Here is a 20,214-nt window from a genome sequence, read left to right as displayed (position 1 = left end):
ACTCCCTGAACAATGACGTGCTATTTCAGTCCGCCAAAACGCCGATAGAAGCTTTCACCCACATCCGGCAACGGGCCGTCGGCCGTTTCCAGTGCAGCGTTCAGCCATTCTTCGGCCTTGGCGTAGATCAAACGGTAAATGTTGCGGCACAACTGGCGGGCGGCGCGGCCTTCCCAATCGCCGGGCAGCAACTCGTCCGGTAGTTGCGGGTCGCGCAGCAGCAGCTTGCGGTACTCGTGAATCAGCAGCACCCGCGCCAGGAAGCAGTCGGCCGGTTGCAGGTTTTCCTGCTCGCGCAGGGCTTGCCACAGCGGCCGGAACAGCTGGATGAACTCGCTGTAGTGCGCGGCCAGCTCCTCGATGTTCCAGCTCTCGCGCACCTGCAGACGCAGGGCCTTGGAGGCCAGTACGTCCTGGGCGGTGGTTTCGAAGACAATGGTGTCTTCCTGCGCGCCGAGGTCGAGCAGGGTCGCATTGACGTCGGAACGGTCGCTGCGCGGACAGGCCAACACCACCGGCGAAATCGCGCCGAAACCTTGCCACTCCAGTTCTTCACGCACCTGTTTGCGTTTGTCCTGGGTCAGCTGCGAGAGCATCACCAGGCACCAGGAGCCATCCCAGGCCGGCATCGTGGTGCTGTAGACCCGCTTGAAGGCCTTGTCGAAACGCCGGCGACCGGTGCCGGTCAGGCTGTAGTAACTGCGGCGACCGACCTTCTCGGCGGTCAGCCAGCCTTCTTTGGTCAGGCGAAAAATCGAGGTGCGAATCAGCCGCTCGTTGATGCCGATGGGCTCGAGCAATTGAATCAGGCTGCCCAGCCAGACGGTGCCGCCATGGGGTTCGATGGCATCCCCGTACAACGTGATGATCAAGGAACTGGCGCGGATCGGCGTCTGCTCCTGGAAGCGGGTAATCAGATGGTTCAAGGGAGTCAGGGACGACATGGGCGTTCCGTGTAAAAAAAGAAAAGGAATATACCGAAACTCTGCCTGTTAATCGCATCCACCTGTAGGAGCGAGCCTGCTCGCGAAAAACGTCCGGACAACACGGGCATTCAGACAGCCCGCGTCATCGTTGACGTCCATCGCGAGCAAGCTCGCTCCTACAAAGGGATTTGTATTCACTGGGAACTGCCCTTGGGCCGCAACCCCCTGTCGCTGATGCGCGGGCGATCAGCTTCCGGCTCGGCCAGCGGTTCGCAGACCTGCATCTGCGTAAGGCAACGCTTGGCCAACTCCTGATACTCACGTGTGCCCGCCTGCTTCCACGCCACTTCCTGATCGCTGAGGCTGCGCTTGACGCTGGCCGGTGCGCCCATGACCAGCGACTGCTCCGGGCATTCGAAACCGGCCTTGACGAACGCCGCCGCCGAAACGAATGAACGCGGACCGATCCGGGCGTTGTCCATCACCACCGCATTCATGCCCACCAGCGCATCGGCGCCAATCCGGCAACCGTGCAGCACCGCACCGTGGCCGATGTGGCCATTGCGCTCGACCACGGTGTCGCTGTCGGGGAAACCGTGCATCACGCAGGTGTCCTGCAGGTTGGCGCCCTCCTCGAGCACGATCCGCCCGAAATCCCCGCGCAGGCTGGCCAGCGGACCGACATAGCAATGGGGGCCGATGATCACGTCACCGATCAATACGGCGGACGGATGCACATAAGCGCTCGGATCAACCACCGGAGTCAGGCCATCAAGGCTGTAGCAGGTCATGGAAGCTTCCTTCACAAAGCGATGCAAATAGTGACTCATTTTGTATCACATCACTTTTAACAGCACAAAGACTAAAAACCGTATCACTTGAAATACACCTTTCCGACGAATGCCAGCACGCCTCAAAAATCACTATAAAACCCAATGTTTTCTAGGCAAAACCCGCCATCAGCACCCCTTCAGCGGGAAGATTGAAAATCCAAACGCACACCAATAAGACACATTAAATCAATTTTCGTATTGCATTTACGTATCACGTTATAGCTATACTTGGGCAAAACCGGCCCCTGCGGCCGATCCAATAACGAGCCGGCACCCCGCCGAGCGTGCACCGTGAGAGCATCCGCCATGCCTCTGACCCTTGCCGTCGAATTGATCGAGCCTGGCGTCCGCCTGATTACCCTGCAGCGCCCGCAAGCCCTGAACGCCCTGACCACCGAGTTGCTGGGCGAACTGGCCGCTGAACTGAACATCGCGCAAGCCGACCCCGACACCCGCGCCGTGGTGCTCACCGGCAGCCGCAAAGCCTTCGCCGCCGGTGCCGACATCAAGGAAATGGCCGAGCGCGATCTGGTCGGCATCCTCGACGACCCGCGCCAGGCCTCGTGGCAAGCCATTACTCGCTTCAGCAAACCGCTGATCGCCGCGGTCAACGGCTTCGCCCTCGGCGGCGGCTGCGAACTGGCGATGCACGCCGACATCATCATTGCAGGCATTGACGCCCGCTTCGGCCAACCGGAAATCAACCTCGGGATCATGCCCGGCGCCGGTGGTACCCAACGTCTGCTGCGCGCCGTCGGCAAATCCATGGCCATGCAAATGGTGCTGACGGGCGAGCCGATCGACGCCCGTCAGGCCCAGCGCGTCGGTCTGGTCAGCGAAGTGACCCAGCCGGAATTTACCGTCGATCGCGCCCTGCACATCGCTCGCAGCATTGCGGCCAAGGCGCCACTGGCGGTGCGCCTGGCCAAGGAGGCGCTGCTCAAGGCCATGGACACGGACCTGGCCAGCGGCCTGCGTTTCGAGCGTCACGCCTTCACCGTGCTGGCCGGCACCCGCGACCGCGACGAGGGCATTGCGGCCTTCCAGGAAAAGCGCTCGCCGACCTTCACCGGCCAGTAATCCGCAACGAATTCGAATGACCTCCGAGAGAGCGCCAAGACCATGAACTTCGAACACATCCTGTTTTCCATCGACGCCGGCGTCGCCCTGCTCAGCCTCAATCGGCCGGACCAGCTCAACAGCTTCAACACCCAGATGCATGGCGAAGTGAAAGAAGCACTCAAGCAAGTGCGGCAGAACCCTGACGTGCGCGTATTGCTGCTGACCGGTGAAGGTCGCGGCTTCTGCGCCGGGCAGGACCTGAGCGACCGCAATGTCGCGCCAGGCAGCGCCGTGCCGGATCTGGGCGAGTCCATCGAGAAGTTCTACAACCCGCTGATCCGCCAGTTGCGCGACCTGCCGCTGCCGGTGATCTGCGCGGTCAACGGCGTGGCCGCCGGCGCTGGCGCCAACATTCCGCTGGCCTGCGACCTGGTGCTGGCGGCGCGTTCGGCCAGTTTCATCCAGGCGTTCTGCAAGATTGGCCTGATCCCTGATTCAGGCGGCACCTGGACCCTGCCGCGTCTTGTGGGCATGGCCCGGGCCAAGGCTTTGGCACTACTGGGCAACCGCCTTAGCGCCGAACAAGCCGAGCAATGGGGCTTGATTTACCAGTGTGTGGAAGACGCCGAACTGCGCAATGAAGCCCTGAAGCTGGCCCGCCACCTCGCCACACAACCGACCTACGGTCTGGCGCTGATCAAACGCAGCCTGAACGCCAGCATGAGCAACAGTTTTGACGAACAGCTCGAGCTGGAGAAAGACCTGCAACGTCTGGCCGGGCGCAGCGAGGACTACCGCGAAGGTGTCGGCGCCTTCATGGAAAAACGCACCCCAGTTTTCAAGGGACGCTGAGCCATGACCGCATTGAACACATCTGCACGCATCGCCGTGATCGGCGCCGGGGCCATGGGTGCCGGTATCGCCCAGGTGGCGGCCCAGGCCGGCCATCCGGTCTTGCTGCTGGACAATCGTCCCGGCGCAGCCGCCCAAGCGATTGAAGGCATCGACCGACAACTGGGCAAGCGAGTCGAGAACGGCAAGCTGTCGGCCGAGTCGCGCAGCGCGACGATTGCACGCCTGCAAGCGGTAGAAGCCATCGAAACCCTGGCCGCCTGCGATCTGATCATCGAAGCCATCGTCGAGAACCTTGAGGTCAAACGCGCGCTGTTCCGTCAGCTGGAAGGCATCTGCGGCGAGCATTGCATCCTCGCCAGCAACACCTCGTCGCTGTCGATCACCAGCATCGCCGCGCAGCTTGATCATCCACAGCGCCTGCTCGGCCTGCACTTCTTCAACCCGGCACCGGTGATGGCGCTGGTGGAAGTCGTCTGCGGCCTGGCCAGCGATCCGGCACTCGCCGAGTGCCTGTACGACACCGCCAGGGCCTGGGGCAAAAAACCGGTGCACACCCGCTCCACACCGGGCTTCATCGTCAACCGCGTGGCCCGGCCGTTCTATGCCGAAAGCCTGCGGATGCTGCAGGAAGGCGCGGCCGACTGCCCAACCCTGGATGCGTTGATGCGCGAGGCCGGCGGCTTTGCCATGGGCGCGTTCGAACTGACCGACTTGATCGGCCATGACGTCAACTACGCCGTGACCTGCTCGGTGTTCGACGCTTATTACCAGGACACACGCTTCCTGCCGTCGCTGATCCAGAAAGAACTGGTGGATGGCGGGCGTCTGGGACGTAAAAGCGGACAGGGTTTCTACAGCTACGCCCAAGGCGCCGAACGCCCGCAAGCAGGTGAAATCAGCAGCAACGCAAGCGTCGAGACTTGTATCGCCGAAGGTGACCTTGGCATCGCCCAGGGTTTGCTGGCGCGCTTGAGCGAGCAAGGTGTCGAAGTCATCCGGCGCGACGGCCGCGGATTGCTGCGAGTGGGTGACGCGGTGCTGGCCCTGAGCGATGGCCGCATGGCCTGTCAGCGTGCCCGGGAAGACGGGCTGCGCAACCTGATCCTGCTGGATCTGGCGTTCGATTACGGCAACGCCAAACGCATCGCTATCAGCCATGCGGCAGGCATTGATCCGCTGGCCCTCGAACAAGGCGTTGCCCTGCTGCAACGGGCCGGCCTCATGGTCAGCCTGCTCAGCGACAGCCCGGCCCTTGCCGTCCTGCGCACCGTGGCCATGCTCGCCAACGAAGCCGCCGACGCCCTGCTGCAAGGCGTGGCCTCTGCCACCGACATCGATCTGGCCATGCGCGCCGGGGTCAATTATCCACAGGGGCCGCTGGCCTGGGCCGATGCCATTGGCCTGTCGCACATTCTTGAAACGCTGGAAAACCTGCAAGCCAGTTATGGCGAAGAACGCTACCGGCCGTCGCTGTTGCTGCGCCGCCGCGTCGCCGAAGGGAGAACATTCCATGACTAACCATGAAGCCATGACCCTGGCCAGTGAATGCGCGCAATCGCTGTTCCAGCGCGACGCCGCCAGCCAGGCCATGGGCATGCGCCTGCTCTCGGCCGGCCCCGGTTGCGCACGAGTAGGCATGACGGTGCGGGCCGACATGATCCAGGGTCACGGCACCTGCCACGGCGGCTACCTGTTCGCCCTCGCCGATTCGGCATTCGCCTTTGCCTGCAACAGTTACAACGAAGCCACCGTGGCCATCGGTTGCAGCATCGACTACATCGCCCCGGCGCGCCTGGGTGACACGCTGAACGCCGACTGCATCGAGCAGAGCCGTTCGGGTCGCACCGGCAACTACGACGTGCGCATCGAAAACCAGCAGGGCCAGTTGATCGCCCTGTTCCATGGCAAATCCTACAAAGTGCGCGGCCCGGTGCTGACGCAGGAGAACCCGAATGAATGACGCCCTGATCATCGACGCAGTCCGGACCCCGATTGGCCGTTACGCCGGTGTCCTGAGCAGCGTGCGCGCCGACGACCTCGGCGCGGTGCCGCTGCGCGAGCTGCTGCGCCGCCACCCGCAAGTGGACTGGAACAGCGTCGACGACGTGATCTACGGCTGCGCCAACCAGGCCGGCGAAGACAACCGCAACGTCGCGCGCATGTCGGCACTGCTGGCCGGGTTGCCGGTGAGCGTGCCGGGCACCACCCTCAATCGCCTGTGCGGTTCCGGGCTGGACGCCATCGGCACCGCCGCCCGCGCCATTCGCAGTGGCGAAACCGGGCTGATGCTGGTCGGTGGCGTTGAATCCATGTCCCGCGCGCCACTGGTGATGGGCAAGGCCGAGCAGGCGTTTTCACGTGCAGCCGAGGTCTTCGACACCACCATCGGCTGGCGCTTCGTCAATCCGCTGATGAAAAAGACCTACGGCATCGATTCCATGCCGGAAACGGCAGAGAACGTCGCCGAACAGTTCAACATCTCCCGGGCCGACCAGGACGCCTTCGCCCTGCGCAGCCAGCAACGCGCTGCCGCTGCCCAGGCCAGCGGGCGTCTGGCCAAAGAGATCGTCGCGGTGGAAATCCCCCAGCGCAAAGGCCCGACCAAGGTGGTCGAGCACGACGAACACCCACGCGGCGACACTACCCTTGAGCAGCTCGCCAAACTGGGCACGCCGTTCCGCGAAGGCGGCAGCATCACCGCCGGCAACGCTTCCGGGGTCAACGACGGTGCCTGCGCGCTGCTGCTGGCCAGCCCGGAAGCCGCCAAACGCCACGGCCTGACCGCCCGTGGCCGGGTCGTGGCCATGGCCACGGCTGGCGTTGAACCACGGATCATGGGCATCGGCCCGGTGCCAGCCACCCGCAAGGTGCTGGAGGTGGCCAACCTGAGCCTGGCCGACATGGACGTGATCGAGCTCAACGAAGCCTTCGCCGCACAGGGCCTGGCGGTGCTGCGCGAACTGGGCCTGAACGACACCGATCCGCGGGTCAACCCCAACGGCGGCGCCATCGCCCTGGGCCACCCGTTGGGCATGAGCGGCGCACGCTTGGTCACCACCGCCCTGCATGAGCTTGAAGAACGGAACGGCCGCTACGCCCTGTGCACCATGTGCATCGGTGTCGGCCAGGGGATCGCGCTGATCATCGAGCGTCTATCCCACTAAAGAATCGCGATTCCCGGGGAGCCGAGAGGTATCCTTGGGGCATGCACTCAAAGCCCTTGTGCAAAAGGGCTGGAACACAAAAACAATTCGAGTGAACACATGAACATGCCAATTGCCCAAGCCGTGCTGAACCCTGTGCTGGACCCGCTGGAAACCGCCAGCATCGACGAGCTGCGCCAGCATCAGCTGGAGCGCCTGCGCTGGAGCCTGAACCACGCCTACAACAACGTGCCGCTGTACCGTCAGCGCTTCGATGCGCTGGGCGTGCACCCCGACGACATCAAGTCCCTGGACGACCTGGCGAAATTCCCTTTCACCACCAAGTCCGACCTGCGGGACAACTACCCCTACGGCATGTTTGCCGTGCCGATGCACGACATCGTGCGCCTGCACGCGTCCAGCGGCACCACCGGCAAACCGACCGTGGTCGGCTACACCCAGAATGACATCGACACCTGGGCCAATGTGGTGGCCCGCTCGATCCGCGCCGCTGGTGGCCATCGTGGCGACAAAGTACACATTTCCTACGGCTACGGCCTGTTCACCGGCGGCCTCGGCGCGCACTACGGCGCCGAACGCCTGGGCTGTACGGTGATCCCGATGTCCGGTGGCCAGACCGAAAAACAGGTGCAGCTGATCAAGGATTTCCAGCCGGACATCATCATGGTCACGCCGTCCTACATGCTCAACATCGCCGATGAAATCGAGCGCCAGGGCATCGACCCGCACAAACTGGCCCTGCGCCTGGGCATCTTCGGCGCCGAGCCGTGGACCGCCGAACTGCGCAGCGCCATCGAGGCACGTATGGGCATCACCGCCCTGGACATCTACGGCCTCTCGGAAATCATGGGCCCGGGCGTGGCCATGGAATGCGCCGAAACCAAGGACGGCCCGACCATCTGGGAAGACCACTTCTACCCGGAAATCATCGACCCGGTCACCGGCGAAGTACTGCCGGACGGGCAGATGGGCGAACTGGTGTTCACCTCGCTCAGCAAAGAAGCCCTGCCGATGATCCGCTACCGCACCCGCGACCTGACGCGCCTGCTGCCGGGTACGGCGCGGCCGATGCGGCGCATCGACAAGATCACCGGGCGCAGCGATGACATGCTGATCATCCGTGGCGTTAACGTGTTTCCGACGCAGATCGAGGAGCAGGTTCTGAAAGTCAAACAACTTGCCGAGTGTTATGAGATTCATCTGTATCGCAATGGCAACCTGGACAGCGTTGATGTGCATGTCGAGCTCAAGGCTGAGCACCAGCACCTGGGCGATGAACAGCAGAAGGCTGTTTGCGGGGAATTGAGCCGGCATATCAAGACGTACATCGGGATCAGTTCGCGGATCGTTTTGCAGCCGTTCCATTCGATCAAGCGATCCGAGGGCAAGGCTTGCCACGTGGTGGATAAACGTCCGAAAGCATGACTGCTGCACCCTTTATGGCCCCGCTTTTTGCGGGGCTTTTTTTTGCCAGGGCTTTACCGACTCTGGCGCCGATCACTATTCCTGTGGGAGCGAGCTTGCTCGCGATGGCTTTGTGTCAGGCGACATGGATTTTTGAGGGTGTACATATCCATTGCTGCGGTAACGGCCACTTAGGGTTCCGCCCTTACGGCGGGTCACTTGGAAAAGCCCCAAGTAACCAAGGGCTCTTGCCCCTGACGTTCGGTGCCTCGCTGTGGCTCGGCATGCCCTCGATCCGGTCCTGCTCCGTGGGCCCGCCGCCATCGGCCATCCATGGCCGGGGGCGGCTAACCCGGCATCCATGCCGGTTTGCCAGGGCTTTACCGACTCTGGCGCCGATCACTATTCCTGTGGGAGCGAGCTTGCTCGCGATGGGTTTGTGTCAGGCGACGTGTTTTTTACGGGTGTACATATCCATTACTGCGGTAACGGCCACTTAGGGTTCCGCCCTTACGGCGGGTCACTTGGAAAAGCCCCAAGTAACCAAGGGCTCTTGCCCCTGACATTCGGTGTCTCGCTGTGGCTCGGCATGCCCTCGATCCGGTCCTGCTCCGTGGGCCCGCCGCCATCGGCCATCCATGGCCGGGGGCGGCTAACCCGGCATCCATGCCGGGTTGCCCACTGCGCAGAACCTCCACTTGGCCTCACGAGGGGGCGTACACCGCAACAGCGCCCGAGGCGGCCTACCGGCCGGCCTGTTTGCTGGGTTCGTTCGGCTGTGATGTACCTGGTCGACTGGCAGGTCGCTATCGCGAGCAAGCTCGCTCCCACAGGTATCGAGTACATCTGCAAGATTTCGGTCGGCTGGCAGGCCGTCTTCGCGAGCAGGCTCGCTCCTACAGTTGATCCGGGTAGGTCTGCAAGGGATTGGTCGGCTGGCAGGCCGCCTTCGCGGGCAAGCCCGCTCCCACAGGGTCGAGGTACATCCGCCAGAATCAGGTCGGCTGTCGGACCGCCTTCGCGAGCAGGCTCGCTCCTACAGTTGATCCGGGTAGGTCTGCAAGAAATTGGTCGGCTGGCAGGCCGCCTTCGCGGGCAAGCCCGCTCCCACAGGGGTTGGGGACATCTGCAAAAACCAGGTCGGCTGTCAGGCCGCCATCGCGAGCAAGCTCGCTCCCACAGAAGAGCAAAGGCAGATCGGCGTACACAAACGCTCTTCACCACTCATCAGGCCGAGCGTTAGCTCGCCTGCAGCTCTTGATCTTGATCCACCCGCCCCTTCGGGAGGCTGAGTGGAGGTATTCATCCGGGGATTGGCGCGCAGCGCCGTTCGACGCAGTCGAACACATTGCATGTAGGTGCAGCGAAGCAAACCGGAGGGCAATGCCCCCGGATGAATGCCGGAGCGAAGGAACGCCGAGCCTTAGCGAGGGGCCGGACGCTCGGGGCGAGCCTTTTTTTGCTTACTTTTTTTGGCGTTTGAAAAAAAAGTGAGTCGCCGTAAGGGCGAAACCGCCAGTGGCCGTTACCAAAGAAATGGATATGTACGCCGACCTCCCTCCCCATTCATCCCAAAGCGATACAAAAAACAATTACGACACGTCATTTTGTGTTTGATATTAAATTCTGTATCGCTTATAAAGTTCTCCATGCCCCAGAACAGATTCAAGGCGGGAACTCAAAAATGTACGCACAGCTCGTAGAAACCGGCGTAAAGCGCATCAAGGACCTCTCGGAAATGTCCGAACAGGAACGCGCCTTCCAGGAAAAAATCGATTCAGAAATCAAGATCGAAGCCAAGAACTGGATGCCAGATGCCTACCGCCAGACCCTGATCCGGCAGATTTCCCAGCACGCCCACTCCGAAATCGTCGGCATGCTGCCCGAAGGCAACTGGGTCACCCGCGCGCCAAGCCTCAAACGCAAACTGCAACTGATGGCCAAGATCCAGGACGAAGCCGGCCACGGCCTCTACCTGTACAGCGCCATGGAAACCCTGGGCGCCGACCGCGATGAAGAAATCGCCAAGCTGCACAGCGGCAAGGCCAAGTACTCGAGCATCTTCAATTACCCGACGCTGAACTGGGCCGACATGGGCGCGGTGGGCTGGCTGGTGGATGGCGCGGCGATCGTCAACCAGGTGGTGCTGCAGCGCACCTCCTACGGCCCGTATTCCCGGGCGATGATCCGCATCTGCAAGGAAGAGAGTTTCCACCAGCGCCAGGGCTACGAAATCCTCCTGACCATGATGCGCCACGGTAACCAGGCGCAAAAAGACATGGTCCAGGACGCGATCAACCGCCTGTGGTGGCCGTCGCTGATGATGTTTGGCCCAAGCGACGAACATTCGCCGAACAGCGCCCAGTCCATGGCCTGGAAAATCAAGCGCCAGAGCAACGACGAACTGCGCCAGCGCTTCATCGACCAGACCATCCCGCAGCTTGAGCTATTGGGCTGCACCTGCCCCGACCCGGACCTGAAGTGGAACGCCGAGCGCGGCCACTACGACTTCGGCGAAATCCAGTGGAACGAATTCTACGAAGTGCTCAAGGGCAACGGCCCGTGCAACCAGGAACGCGTCGCCACCCGCCGCAAGGCGATCGAAGACGGCGCCTGGGTTCGTGAAGCCGCCGTCGCCCACGCCCGCAAAAAACAAAACAAGAACGCCGCCTGATCCGGCCACCTGATGTGGAGTAACTGAAATGTCCGAGTGGACCCTCTTCGAAGTCTTCGTGCGCAGCAAGCACGGTCTGAACCACAAGCATGTCGGTAGCGTGCACGCCGCCGACACCACCATGGCCATCGAAAACGCGCGCGAGCTCTACACCCGTCGCAGCGAAGGCGTGAGCCTGTGGGTCGTGCCTTCGGCGTTGATCACCGCCTCGTCGCCGGATGAAAAAGACCCGCTGTTCGATCCGTCGGACGACAAGGTCTACCGCCACGCCAGCTTCTACGAGCTGCCGGCCGAAGTCGGGCACATGTGAGGTCGACCATGAATAACAAGACCGATCTGATCGAATACCTGCTGCGCCTCGGCGACAGCGCCCTGATCCAGGGCCAGCGCCTGTGCCAATGGTGCGGCAAGGCCCCGGCGCTGGAAGAAGAACTAGCGCTGATGAACGTCGGCCTCGACCTGGTGGGCCAGGCGCGCAACTGGCTGGAGTACGCCGCCGAACTGCTGGACGACGGTCGTGATGCCGATCACCTGGCGTTTCGTCGTGACGAGCGCGCCTATCGCAACCTGCTGCTGGTGGAACAACCCAACGGCGACTTCGCGATAACCATGCTCAAGCAGTTCCTCTATGACGCCTGGCATTTGCCGGTGCTGCAGGGCCTGAGCCAGTCCAGCGACGAGCGTATCGCCGGGATTGCCGCCAAATCCGTGAAGGAAGTGACCTATCACCTGCGCCGCTCCGGCGAATGGATCGAGCGTATGGGCGACGGCACCGAGGAAAGCAATCGGCGCATGCTCGCCGCGATTCCAGAGGTCTGGCGCTTCACCGTTGAACTGATCGCCGCCGATGACAGCGAACAGCGTCTGTGCGCCGCCGGCATCACCCCGGACATCGCCAGCGTCGCCACCCAGTGGCAGACAAAGGTCGAGCAGATATTCAGCAGCGCCACCCTGCCCGTTCCAGCGGCGCCGAGCTATTTCTACCTGAATGCACGCAAGGGCCTGCACACCGAACACTTAGGGATTCTGCTGGCCGAAATGCAGTGCCTGCCACGAGCGTACCCCGATGCAACCTGGTGAGCTGATCGCCAGCGACCTCGGCGCCCGGCCGGCTCAACCGACCGACCTGGCTGCCGCGTGGGCGATCCTGTCCGAAGTCATGGACCCGGAAGTGCCAGTGGTCAGCGTGGTCGACCTCGGCATCGTCCGCGATCTCGACTGGCAGGCCGGTCACCTTCACGTGGTGGTCACGCCGACCTACTCCGGTTGCCCGGCCACCGAAGTGATCGAAAGCGACATCCGCGAAGCCCTGGAACTCGCCGGATTCAAGGCGCCGCAATTGGAGCGCAAGTTGACCCCGGCCTGGACCACCGACTGGATCAGCGACAGCGGTCGCGAGCGCCTGCGGGCCTACGGCATCGCGCCACCCGAGGGCAGCACCAGCAAGCGCAGCCTGCTCGGCGAGAACCCGCAGGTTGTGTGCCCGCAATGCGGCAGCGCCCACACCGAGGTCCTCAGCGAGTTCGGCTCCACCGCCTGCAAGGCCCTGTACCGCTGCGTCGATTGCCGGGAACCGTTCGACTATTTCAAGTGCATCTGAGCGGCGAATCGGCCGTCCCAGCTGGAGAACAACAATGAGCAAATTTCACAGCCTGACCATCAAGGACGTGCGCGCCGAGACCCGTGACGCGGTGTCCATCGCCTTCGAGATTCCGCAGCACTTGCAGGACAGCTTCCACTTCACCCAGGGCCAGCACCTGGTGATGCGCACCCAACTGGACGGCGAAGAAGTACGCCGCTCCTACTCGATCTGCACCGGGGTCAACGACGGTGAGCTGCGCATCGCCGTCAAGCGTGTTACCGGCGGACGCTTCTCGGCATTTGCCAACGAACAGCTGAAAGCCGGGCACACCCTGGAAGTGATGCCGCCCGCCGGGCATTTCTGCGTCGAACTCGACCCGGCGCGCCATGGCAACTACCTGGCCGTGGCGGCAGGCAGCGGCATCACGCCGATCCTGTCGATCATCAAGACCACCCTGGAAACCGAGCCCCACAGCCGCGTCACCCTGTTGTACGGCAACCGCTCAAGCTCCGGTGCGCTGTTCCGCGAACAGCTCGAAGACCTGAAAAACCGCTACCTGCAACGCCTGAACCTGATCTTCGTGTTCAGCCGCGAGCAGCAGGATGTCGACCTGTACAACGGCCGGATCAACGCCGAGAAATGCGAGCAACTGTTCAGCCGCTGGCTCGATATCAAAGCCCTCGACGCAGCATTCATCTGCGGCCCGCAGGAAATGACCGAGACCGTGCGCGACAGCCTCAAGGCCAAGGGCATGGCGCCCGAGCGCATTCACTTCGAACTGTTCGCCGCCGCCGGCAGCCAGCAAAAACGCGAAGCCCGTGAGGCGGCGCGCCAAGTGGATTCAGCGGTCAGCCAGATCACCGTCATCAGCGATGGCCGCGCCCTGGCGTTCGACCTGCCGCGCAACAGCCAGAGCATTCTCGATGCGGGCAACGCCCAAGGGGCCGAACTGCCCTACTCGTGCAAGGCCGGCGTGTGCTCGACCTGCAAGTGCAAGGTCATCGAAGGTGAAGTGGAAATGGACAGCAACCACGCCCTGGAAGACTACGAAGTGGCCGCCGGCTACGTGCTGTCGTGCCAGGCCTTTCCGATCAGCGACAAGGTGGTGCTGGATTTCGATCAGCTCTGAAACCGCCTCACGCAAAACCCTGTGGGAGCGAGCTTGCTCGCGATAGCGGTGGGTCAGCCACCATCAATGCTGAATGTAATGGCCTCATCGCGAGCAAGCTCGCTCCCACAGGGGGCCGGTGATTCGGCACGAATACAACGTTTCACCCACAACAAAAACAACAAAGGAGCGCGCGTCATGACACCCCAAGACATAGAACTCATCGGCCAGCACCCGGATTTCATCCAGCTGGTTCGTCGCAAACAGAAGCTGTACTGGTCACTGAGCCTGGCCATGCTGGTGATCTATTACGGCTTCGTGCTGCTGGTGGCTTTCTCCCCTTCTACCCTCGGCCAATCCCTGAGCGGCGGCGTGACCACCGTGGGCATGCTGGTGGGTGTCGTCATCGTCGGGCTGGCCTTTGCGCTGACCGGTTTCTATGTCTATCGCGCCAACAACGTGATCGATCCGCTGAATGAAAAACTCAAGCAGGAGTGCGCCCGATGAACCGCCTTTTTGCACTGTTCCTGCTGCCGCTGGCGGCTGTCACTGATGTTGCGATGGCCGCCGACAGCGCATCCCGACCGTTGAACTGGAACGCCATCGGCATGTTCCTGGTGTTCGTGTTGTTCACCCTTGGCGTGACACGCTGGGCGGCACTGCGTACCCGCTCCACCAGCGATTTTTATACCGCTGGCGGCGGCATGACCGGCTTCCAGAACGGTCTGGCGATTGCCGGCGACATGATCTCGGCAGCCTCGTTCCTCGGCATTTCCGCGATGATGTTCCTCAATGGCTACGACGGTTTGCTCTACGCTCTGGGCGTGCTGGCCGGCTGGCCGATCATCCTGTTCCTGATTGCCGAGCGCCTGCGCAACCTGGGCAAATACACCTTTGCCGACGTGGTGTCCTATCGCCTGGAACAGACCCCGGTGCGCCTGACCTCGGCCTTCGGCACCCTGACCGTAGCCCTGATGTACCTGGTGGCGCAGATGGTCGGCGCCGGCAAGCTGATCGAACTGTTGTTCGGCATCGACTACCTCTATGCAGTGATGCTGGTCGGCGTGTTGATGGTGTTCTACGTGACCTTCGGCGGCATGCTCGCTACCACCTGGGTGCAGATCATCAAGGCGGTGATGCTGCTGTTCGGCACCAGCTTCATGGCGTTCATGGTGCTCAAGCACTTCGGCTTCAGCACTGAGGCGATGTTTGCCGGTGCCACCGCCGTGCATGCCAAGGGCAACGCAATCATGGCCCCCGGCGGCTTGCTGTCCAACCCGATCGATGCGATTTCCCTGGGGCTGGGCATGATGTTCGGCACCGCCGGCCTGCCGCACATCCTGATGCGTTTCTTCACCGTCAGCGATGCCAAGGAAGCGCGTAAAAGCGTGTTCTACGCCACCGGTTTCATCGGCTACTTCTACTTGCTGCTGATCATCGTCGGCTTCGGCGCCATCGTCATGGTCGGCACCGATCCGGCGTTTCGTGACGCCAGCGGCGCGATCATCGGCGGCGGCAACATGGTCGCGGTGCACCTGGCCCACGCGGTAGGCGGCAACCTGTTCCTCGGCTTCATCTCGGCGGTCGCCTTCGCCACCATCCTGGCGGTGGTTGCCGGGCTGGCGCTGTCCGGCGCCTCTGCGGTGTCCCATGACCTGTATGCCTGCGTGATGCGCAAAGGCCAGGCCAGCGAGCAACAGGAAATGCGCGTGTCGCGAATCGCCACCCTGTGCATCGGTGTGCTGGCGATCGTCCTCGGCCTGCTGTTCGAGTCGCAGAACATTGCCTTCCTCTCCGGTCTGGTGCTGGCCATCGCCGCATCGGTGAATTTCCCGGTGCTGTTCCTTTCGATGTACTGGAAAGGCCTGACCACCCGCGGCGCAGTCCTCGGCAGTCTGTCCGGACTGGTCTCGGCGATTGTCCTGCTGGTGCTGAGCCCGGCGGTGTGGGTCAACGTGATGCATCACGACAAGGCGCTGTTCCCGTACTCCAACCCGGCGCTGTTTTCCATGAGCCTGGCGTTCTTTAGTGCATGGCTGTTTTCCGTCACCGACACCTCGCCCCGTGCAGCCCTTGAGCGTGGCCGTTATCTGGCGCAGTTCATCCGCTCGATGACCGGCATCGGTGCCACTGGCGCCAGCAAACACTAAACGACGACCGATCAGTTGGCAGGGAATAAAAATAATGAAACCCGCACGTACCACGTCTTGTGAATCACTGTTTTCACTGGCCGCCGCATTGAGTCTACCCATGATCGCCCCCAGCGCCATGGCCGACTTCATCGGCGACAGCAAGGCCCGCATTGATATGCGCAACCACTACATCAATCGCGATTTCCGTCAGGACAACGCGCCGCAATCCAAAGCCGAAGAATGGGCCCAGGGATTCACTGCGCGCATCGAGTCCGGCTTCACCGACGGCACCTTCGGTTTCGGTCTCGACGCGCTGGGGGAGCTGGGGATCAAGCTCGACTCCAGTCCCGACCGCCGTGGCACCGGGCTGCTGCCGTTTGGCCCGCAGAGCCATGAGCCCGACGACGAGTACAGCGAACTGGGCCTGACCGGTAAATTGAAAGTATCCAAAAGCGTGTTGAAACTCGGCACCCTGCAGCCCTTGTTGCCAGTAGCGACTTACAACGACACACGCCTGTTGGGTTCGACATTTGAAGGTGGCTTGCTGACCAGCCAGGAAATCGACGGCCTGACGGTGAATGCCGGACGCCTGACCAAGGCCAACCTGCGGGACTCCTCCAGCAACGATGACATCGGCTTCGGCGCCGCCACCAGCGATCACTTCGACTTCGGCGGCGGCACCTACGCGTTCAGCCCGCAACTGAATGTGAGCTACTACTACGGCAAGTTGGAACAGATCTATCGCCAGCAATTCGCCGGACTGGTGCATACGCAACCGTTGGGCAACGACTTCAACCTGCGCAGCGACCTGCGTTATTTCGACAGCCGCGGTGACGGCGCCGAGCGGGCCGGGCGCATCGACAACCGCAACTTCAACGGCATGTTCACGGTGTCCCACGGCGCCCATAAGGTCAGTGCCGCCTACCAGCAATTGTCCGGCGACAGCGCCTTTCCGTTCCTCAACGGCGGCGATCCATACGTGGTCAACCTGGTGACGTTCAACACCTTCACCCGCGCCGACGAGGACTCCTGGCAACTGCGTTACGACTATGACTTCGCGGCCCAAGGCATTCCCGGCCTGACCTTCATGACCCGCTACACCGACGGTCGCCACGTCAAGGCAGGCACCGTCGACAACGGTCGCGAATGGGAGCGCGACACCGATATCAGCTACGTCGTCCAGAGCGGTGTGTTCAAGAACGTCAGCCTGCGCTGGCGCAACGTGACCTTCCGTTCCGGTAATGGCTTGACTACCGCCCTCGATGAGAACCGGCTGATCGTCGGTTACACCCTGGCGCTTTGGTAATTCCGAAAGGCGCGGCCGCCACCGCGCCACAACCCTTCATAACCAGGAGCAATCGTGATGTCCCCTTCACCTGCACTGCATGCCCCCACCCTGCAAAGCTTCATCGCCGGTCGATGGATCGGCCAACACGGCGCGCAGGTCCTGCGCAGCGCCATCGACGGCCATGAAATCGCCCGCACCCACGAAGAGCGTCCGGACTTCGCCGAAGCCATCGAGCACGGCCGTCGCCAGGGCATCAGCGGCTTGATGGCGCTGGACTTCCAGCAGCGCGCCCAGCGTCTCAAGGCCCTGGCCCTGTACCTGAGCGAGCGCAAGGAACAGCTCTACGCGATTTCCCACCACAGCGGCGCGACCCGCGCCGACAGCTGGATCGACATCGAAGGCGGCAACAGCACGCTGTTCACCTACGCCAGCCTCGGCTCCCGCGAGCTGCCGTCGGGCAACATCGTCCACGAAGGCCCGGCGATGCAGCTGAGCAAAATGGGCACCTTCGCCGGCACGCACATTCTGGTGCCTCGCGGCGGCCTGGCGGTGCACATCAACGCGTTCAACTTCCCGATCTGGGGCATGCTGGAAAAATTCGCCCCGAGCTTCCTCGCCGGCATGCCGTGCATCGTCAAGCCGGCCAGCGCCACCAGCTACCTGACCGAAGCCGTGGTGCGCCTGATGGACGAATCCGGCCTGCTGCCGGCGGGCAGCCTGCAACTGATCATCGGCAGCACCGGCGACCTGCTCGACCGCCTGCAAGGCCAGGACGTGGTGACCTTCACCGGTTCCGCCGACACCGCAGCCAAGCTGCGGGTCAACCCGAACCTGATCCGCAATTCGGTGCCGTTCAATGCCGAAGCCGACTCCCTGAACTGCGCGATCCTCGCCCCGGACGTAACCCCGGACGACGAAGAGTTCGAGCTGTTCATCAAGGAAGTCGCCCGGGAAATGACCACCAAGGCCGGGCAGAAATGCACCGCCATCCGCCGCGCCATCGTCCCGGCCAAGCACATTGATGCCGTAGCTACGCGCCTGCGTGATCGCCTGGCCAAAGTGGTGGTCGGCGACCCGTCGGTGGAAGGCGTACGCATGGGCGCACTGGCGTCTCACGATCAGCAGAAAGACGTGGCTGAGCGTCTGGAAAGCCTGTTGCAGAGCAGCGATATGCTGTTTGGTGCCTGCGACGGTTTCGAACCCCGTGGTGAAAACGTCGACAAGGGCGCGTTCTTCGCCCCGACCCTGTTGCAGGCCCGCGACCCCCATGCCGAGGGCGGCGCCCACGATATCGAAGCGTTCGGTCCGGTCAGCACGCTGATGGCCTACGACGATCTCGACGAAGCATTGGCCCTGGCCGCGCGCGGCAAAGGCAGCCTGGTGGCCAGCCTGGTGACCAAGGATCCGCAAATCGCCGCCAAGGCCATCCCGGTCGCGGCTGCCTGGCACGGCCGCTTGCTGGTACTGGATCGCCACTCTGCCGGCGAATCCACCGGTCACGGCTCGCCGCTGCCACAACTCAAGCACGGCGGCCCGGGGCGTGCCGGTGGCGGTGAAGAACTCGGCGGCCTGCGCGCGGTGAAACACTACCTGCAACGCGCGGCGGTACAAGGTTCGCCGACCATGCTGGCGGCGGTCACCGGCGAGTACGTGCGCGGGGCCAAGGTCATCGAAACCGACGTGCATCCGTTCCGTCGCCATTTCCAGGACCTGCAGATCGGCGAGTCGCTGCTGACCCACCGCCGCACCGTCACCGAAGCAGATCTGGTGAACTTCGGCTGCCTGTCGGGCGACCACTTCTACATGCACTTCGACGAGATCGCAGCCAAGGAATCGCAGTTCGGCAAGCGCATCGCCCACGGTTACTTCGTGCTTTCGGCGGCGGCCGGGCTGTTTGTTTCCCCCGCTCCGGGGCCGGTACTGGCCAACTATGGCCTGGACACCTTGCGCTTCATCAACCCGGTGGGCATCGGCGACACCATCCAGGCGCGCCTGACTTGCAAACGCAAGATCGACCAGGGCAAGAAGAGCCCGCAGGGCATCCCGCAAGGGGTGGTGGCGTGGGATGTGGAAGTGACCAACCAGTTGGGTGAACTGGTGGCCAGTTATGACATTCTGACCCTGGTGGTCAAACGCGAAGATTGATCAGAAACCCCGGTTGACCACAGATCTCGTGGTCAACCGCCACCCCCTGTGGGAGCGAGCTTGCTCGCGATGAGGGAGTGTCAGTCAACATCAATAGTGCCTGACAGTCCCCCATCGCGAGCAAGCTCGCTCCCACAGTTCGTTCTCTGCCGAACTTCAATTTTGTGCTCACTGGGTCCCACAGGGTTGAGGTGATTCAGGCGTCAATTGGCGTAGGACATTTCTGTTTTTCCTAGGCTTCGGTCATGCCCGTTGTGCCTCACCCACAACTCACTCCCCCCGTTTTGCGGATACAAGTTCCACAGGTCCTAGGACATTTCCGGGCAAGGTCTTCGGAGATTTCCTTCGAATTGCGGCGATCCGCATGAACTGGTTTGAAAGGTGCTCAATCGATAGTCTTTGGTGGTCACTGAAATTCAGTGGCGGGGTGTAGGAACCTCCAGTTTCCCTAGTACCACGTTGGCGCCAATTACCTGGTTTGCGGCCGTTGAAATGCGTCCGTAAGATCAGCTGCGGCGGCTATGTACGGGCACGCTTCGGCGTGGTCGAGGTGCTAGGGACTCGATATTCCTACCCCGTACATGGCTGCCACCCCAGCCCGTAGGAAGGCTTTCGGTAGCTTCGATTTTCCTTTCCTAGAGTTAGAAAGCATGAAAACCATTCATCCCGATCCACCCTACGAAAAACCAACCCCACACCCCAACAATCGCTTCATGGCACTCACCAGCAATTGCAGTGAAATGCCCACCCTCTTCGTCGACACCCACGCACCGCTCGACATCCTGATGGACGCCGCCAACTACCGAATCCGCGCCGTCACCCAAGTGCTGGAAAACCTGTCCATGCGCGGCTCGATCGAGTGCGAATCCTTCATCCTCAGCGACTTTTCATTGCTCTGCGCCATCCCGTTGCGCGATGGCTGTGATGTGCTGGATGTGGTCGGGCGACGGTTGCGGGCACGCTGACCAACCCTGTAGGAGCGAGCCTGCTCGCGATGGAGGCCAACGATAACGCGGGCGGTCTGACAGAACGCGTCGTCTG

Annotated in this window: 18 protein-coding genes; 16 read left to right on the top strand and 2 right to left on the bottom strand. The window is 62.3% G+C overall.

Annotated elements, in window-relative coordinates; translation table 11 throughout:
• Positions 1 to 20 precede the first annotated feature (20 nt).
• Positions 21 to 944: a phenylacetic acid degradation operon negative regulatory protein PaaX gene (gene paaX, locus KW840_RS24740; RefSeq protein WP_007972019.1), complete on the bottom strand. Its 924-nt coding sequence runs from the start codon at positions 942 to 944 to the stop codon at positions 21 to 23.
• A gap of 176 nt (positions 945 to 1,120) precedes the next feature.
• Positions 1,121 to 1,717: a phenylacetic acid degradation protein PaaY gene (paaY, locus tag KW840_RS24735; protein ID WP_218498101.1), complete on the bottom strand. Its 597-nt coding sequence runs from the start codon at positions 1,715 to 1,717 to the stop codon at positions 1,121 to 1,123.
• A 348-nt stretch (positions 1,718 to 2,065) separates the two neighbouring features.
• On the opposite strand from paaY, the gene paaF reads away from it, so the two are divergent.
• The 16 genes from paaF to KW840_RS24655 all read left to right on the top strand — a co-directional run bounded on the left by paaF (position 2,066) and on the right by KW840_RS24655 (position 20,138).
• Positions 2,066 to 2,839 (top strand): 2,3-dehydroadipyl-CoA hydratase PaaF, encoded by a 774-nt coding sequence (gene paaF, locus KW840_RS24730; RefSeq protein WP_218498100.1) that lies wholly within the window; start codon positions 2,066 to 2,068, stop codon positions 2,837 to 2,839.
• 42 nt (positions 2,840 to 2,881) lie between these two features.
• The gene (gene paaG / locus KW840_RS24725; RefSeq protein WP_218498099.1) at positions 2,882 to 3,673 is read left to right on the top strand and encodes a 2-(1,2-epoxy-1,2-dihydrophenyl)acetyl-CoA isomerase PaaG; all 792 of its coding nucleotides are present in this window, start codon (positions 2,882 to 2,884) and stop codon (positions 3,671 to 3,673) included.
• Positions 3,674 to 3,676: 3 nt separating this feature from the next.
• Positions 3,677 to 5,194, top strand: a complete 1,518-nt coding sequence (gene paaH / locus KW840_RS24720) for a 3-hydroxyacyl-CoA dehydrogenase PaaH (RefSeq protein WP_218498098.1) — start codon at positions 3,677 to 3,679, stop codon at positions 5,192 to 5,194.
• Entirely contained in the window at positions 5,187 to 5,636 is a 450-nt protein-coding gene (paaI, locus tag KW840_RS24715; protein ID WP_102672798.1) for a hydroxyphenylacetyl-CoA thioesterase PaaI, read from the top strand. Before paaH ends, paaI begins: the two co-directional genes overlap by 8 nt.
• A complete protein-coding gene (pcaF, locus tag KW840_RS24710) occupies positions 5,629 to 6,840 on the top strand; it encodes a 3-oxoadipyl-CoA thiolase (RefSeq protein WP_218498097.1) in 1,212 nt (403 codons plus the stop codon). Before paaI ends, pcaF begins: the two co-directional genes overlap by 8 nt.
• 99 nt (positions 6,841 to 6,939) lie before the next feature.
• Positions 6,940 to 8,265 carry a phenylacetate--CoA ligase PaaK gene (gene paaK / locus KW840_RS24705; RefSeq protein WP_057713982.1) on the top strand — a complete coding sequence of 442 codons (1,326 nt, stop codon included), beginning with the start codon at positions 6,940 to 6,942 and terminating at the stop codon, positions 8,263 to 8,265.
• Positions 8,266 to 9,928: 1,663 nt separating this feature from the next.
• Positions 9,929 to 10,918: a 1,2-phenylacetyl-CoA epoxidase subunit PaaA gene (paaA, locus tag KW840_RS24700; protein ID WP_057713980.1), complete on the top strand. Its 990-nt coding sequence runs from the start codon at positions 9,929 to 9,931 to the stop codon at positions 10,916 to 10,918.
• 28 nt (positions 10,919 to 10,946) lie between these two features.
• The gene (gene paaB / locus KW840_RS24695) at positions 10,947 to 11,228 is read left to right on the top strand and encodes a 1,2-phenylacetyl-CoA epoxidase subunit PaaB (RefSeq protein ID WP_007943393.1); all 282 of its coding nucleotides are present in this window, start codon (positions 10,947 to 10,949) and stop codon (positions 11,226 to 11,228) included.
• 8 nt (positions 11,229 to 11,236) lie between these two features.
• Positions 11,237 to 11,998: a 1,2-phenylacetyl-CoA epoxidase subunit PaaC gene (gene paaC, locus KW840_RS24690; protein WP_218498096.1), complete on the top strand. Its 762-nt coding sequence runs from the start codon at positions 11,237 to 11,239 to the stop codon at positions 11,996 to 11,998.
• Entirely contained in the window at positions 11,985 to 12,518 is a 534-nt protein-coding gene (gene paaD / locus KW840_RS24685; RefSeq protein ID WP_218498095.1) for a 1,2-phenylacetyl-CoA epoxidase subunit PaaD, read from the top strand. Before paaC ends, paaD begins: the two co-directional genes overlap by 14 nt.
• 34 nt (positions 12,519 to 12,552) lie before the next feature.
• Positions 12,553 to 13,629, top strand: a complete 1,077-nt coding sequence (paaE, locus tag KW840_RS24680; protein ID WP_218498094.1) for a 1,2-phenylacetyl-CoA epoxidase subunit PaaE — start codon at positions 12,553 to 12,555, stop codon at positions 13,627 to 13,629.
• A gap of 177 nt (positions 13,630 to 13,806) precedes the next feature.
• Positions 13,807 to 14,115, top strand: coding sequence for a DUF485 domain-containing protein (locus KW840_RS24675; protein WP_218498093.1), 309 nt, complete (start codon positions 13,807 to 13,809; stop codon positions 14,113 to 14,115).
• Positions 14,112 to 15,758, top strand: a complete 1,647-nt coding sequence (locus KW840_RS24670) for a cation acetate symporter (protein WP_218498092.1) — start codon at positions 14,112 to 14,114, stop codon at positions 15,756 to 15,758. Before KW840_RS24675 ends, KW840_RS24670 begins: the two co-directional genes overlap by 4 nt.
• Before the next feature lie 34 nt (positions 15,759 to 15,792).
• The gene (locus tag KW840_RS24665; protein WP_218498091.1) at positions 15,793 to 17,046 is read left to right on the top strand and encodes an OprD family porin; all 1,254 of its coding nucleotides are present in this window, start codon (positions 15,793 to 15,795) and stop codon (positions 17,044 to 17,046) included.
• 57 nt (positions 17,047 to 17,103) lie between these two features.
• Positions 17,104 to 19,173: a phenylacetic acid degradation bifunctional protein PaaZ gene (gene paaZ / locus KW840_RS24660; protein WP_218498090.1), complete on the top strand. Its 2,070-nt coding sequence runs from the start codon at positions 17,104 to 17,106 to the stop codon at positions 19,171 to 19,173.
• 650 nt (positions 19,174 to 19,823) lie between these two features.
• Positions 19,824 to 20,138 carry a hypothetical protein gene (locus tag KW840_RS24655; RefSeq protein ID WP_218498089.1) on the top strand — a complete coding sequence of 105 codons (315 nt, stop codon included), beginning with the start codon at positions 19,824 to 19,826 and terminating at the stop codon, positions 20,136 to 20,138.
• The last annotated feature ends 76 nt before the right edge of the window (positions 20,139 to 20,214 follow it).

It is taken from the genome of Pseudomonas sp. PDM30 (assembly GCF_019218985.1).
In the GTDB taxonomy this organism is placed as follows: domain Bacteria; phylum Pseudomonadota; class Gammaproteobacteria; order Pseudomonadales; family Pseudomonadaceae; genus Aquipseudomonas; species Aquipseudomonas jessenii.
Note: the sequence above shows the minus strand (reverse complement) of the source record. Positions and strands in the feature narration are given on the sequence as shown.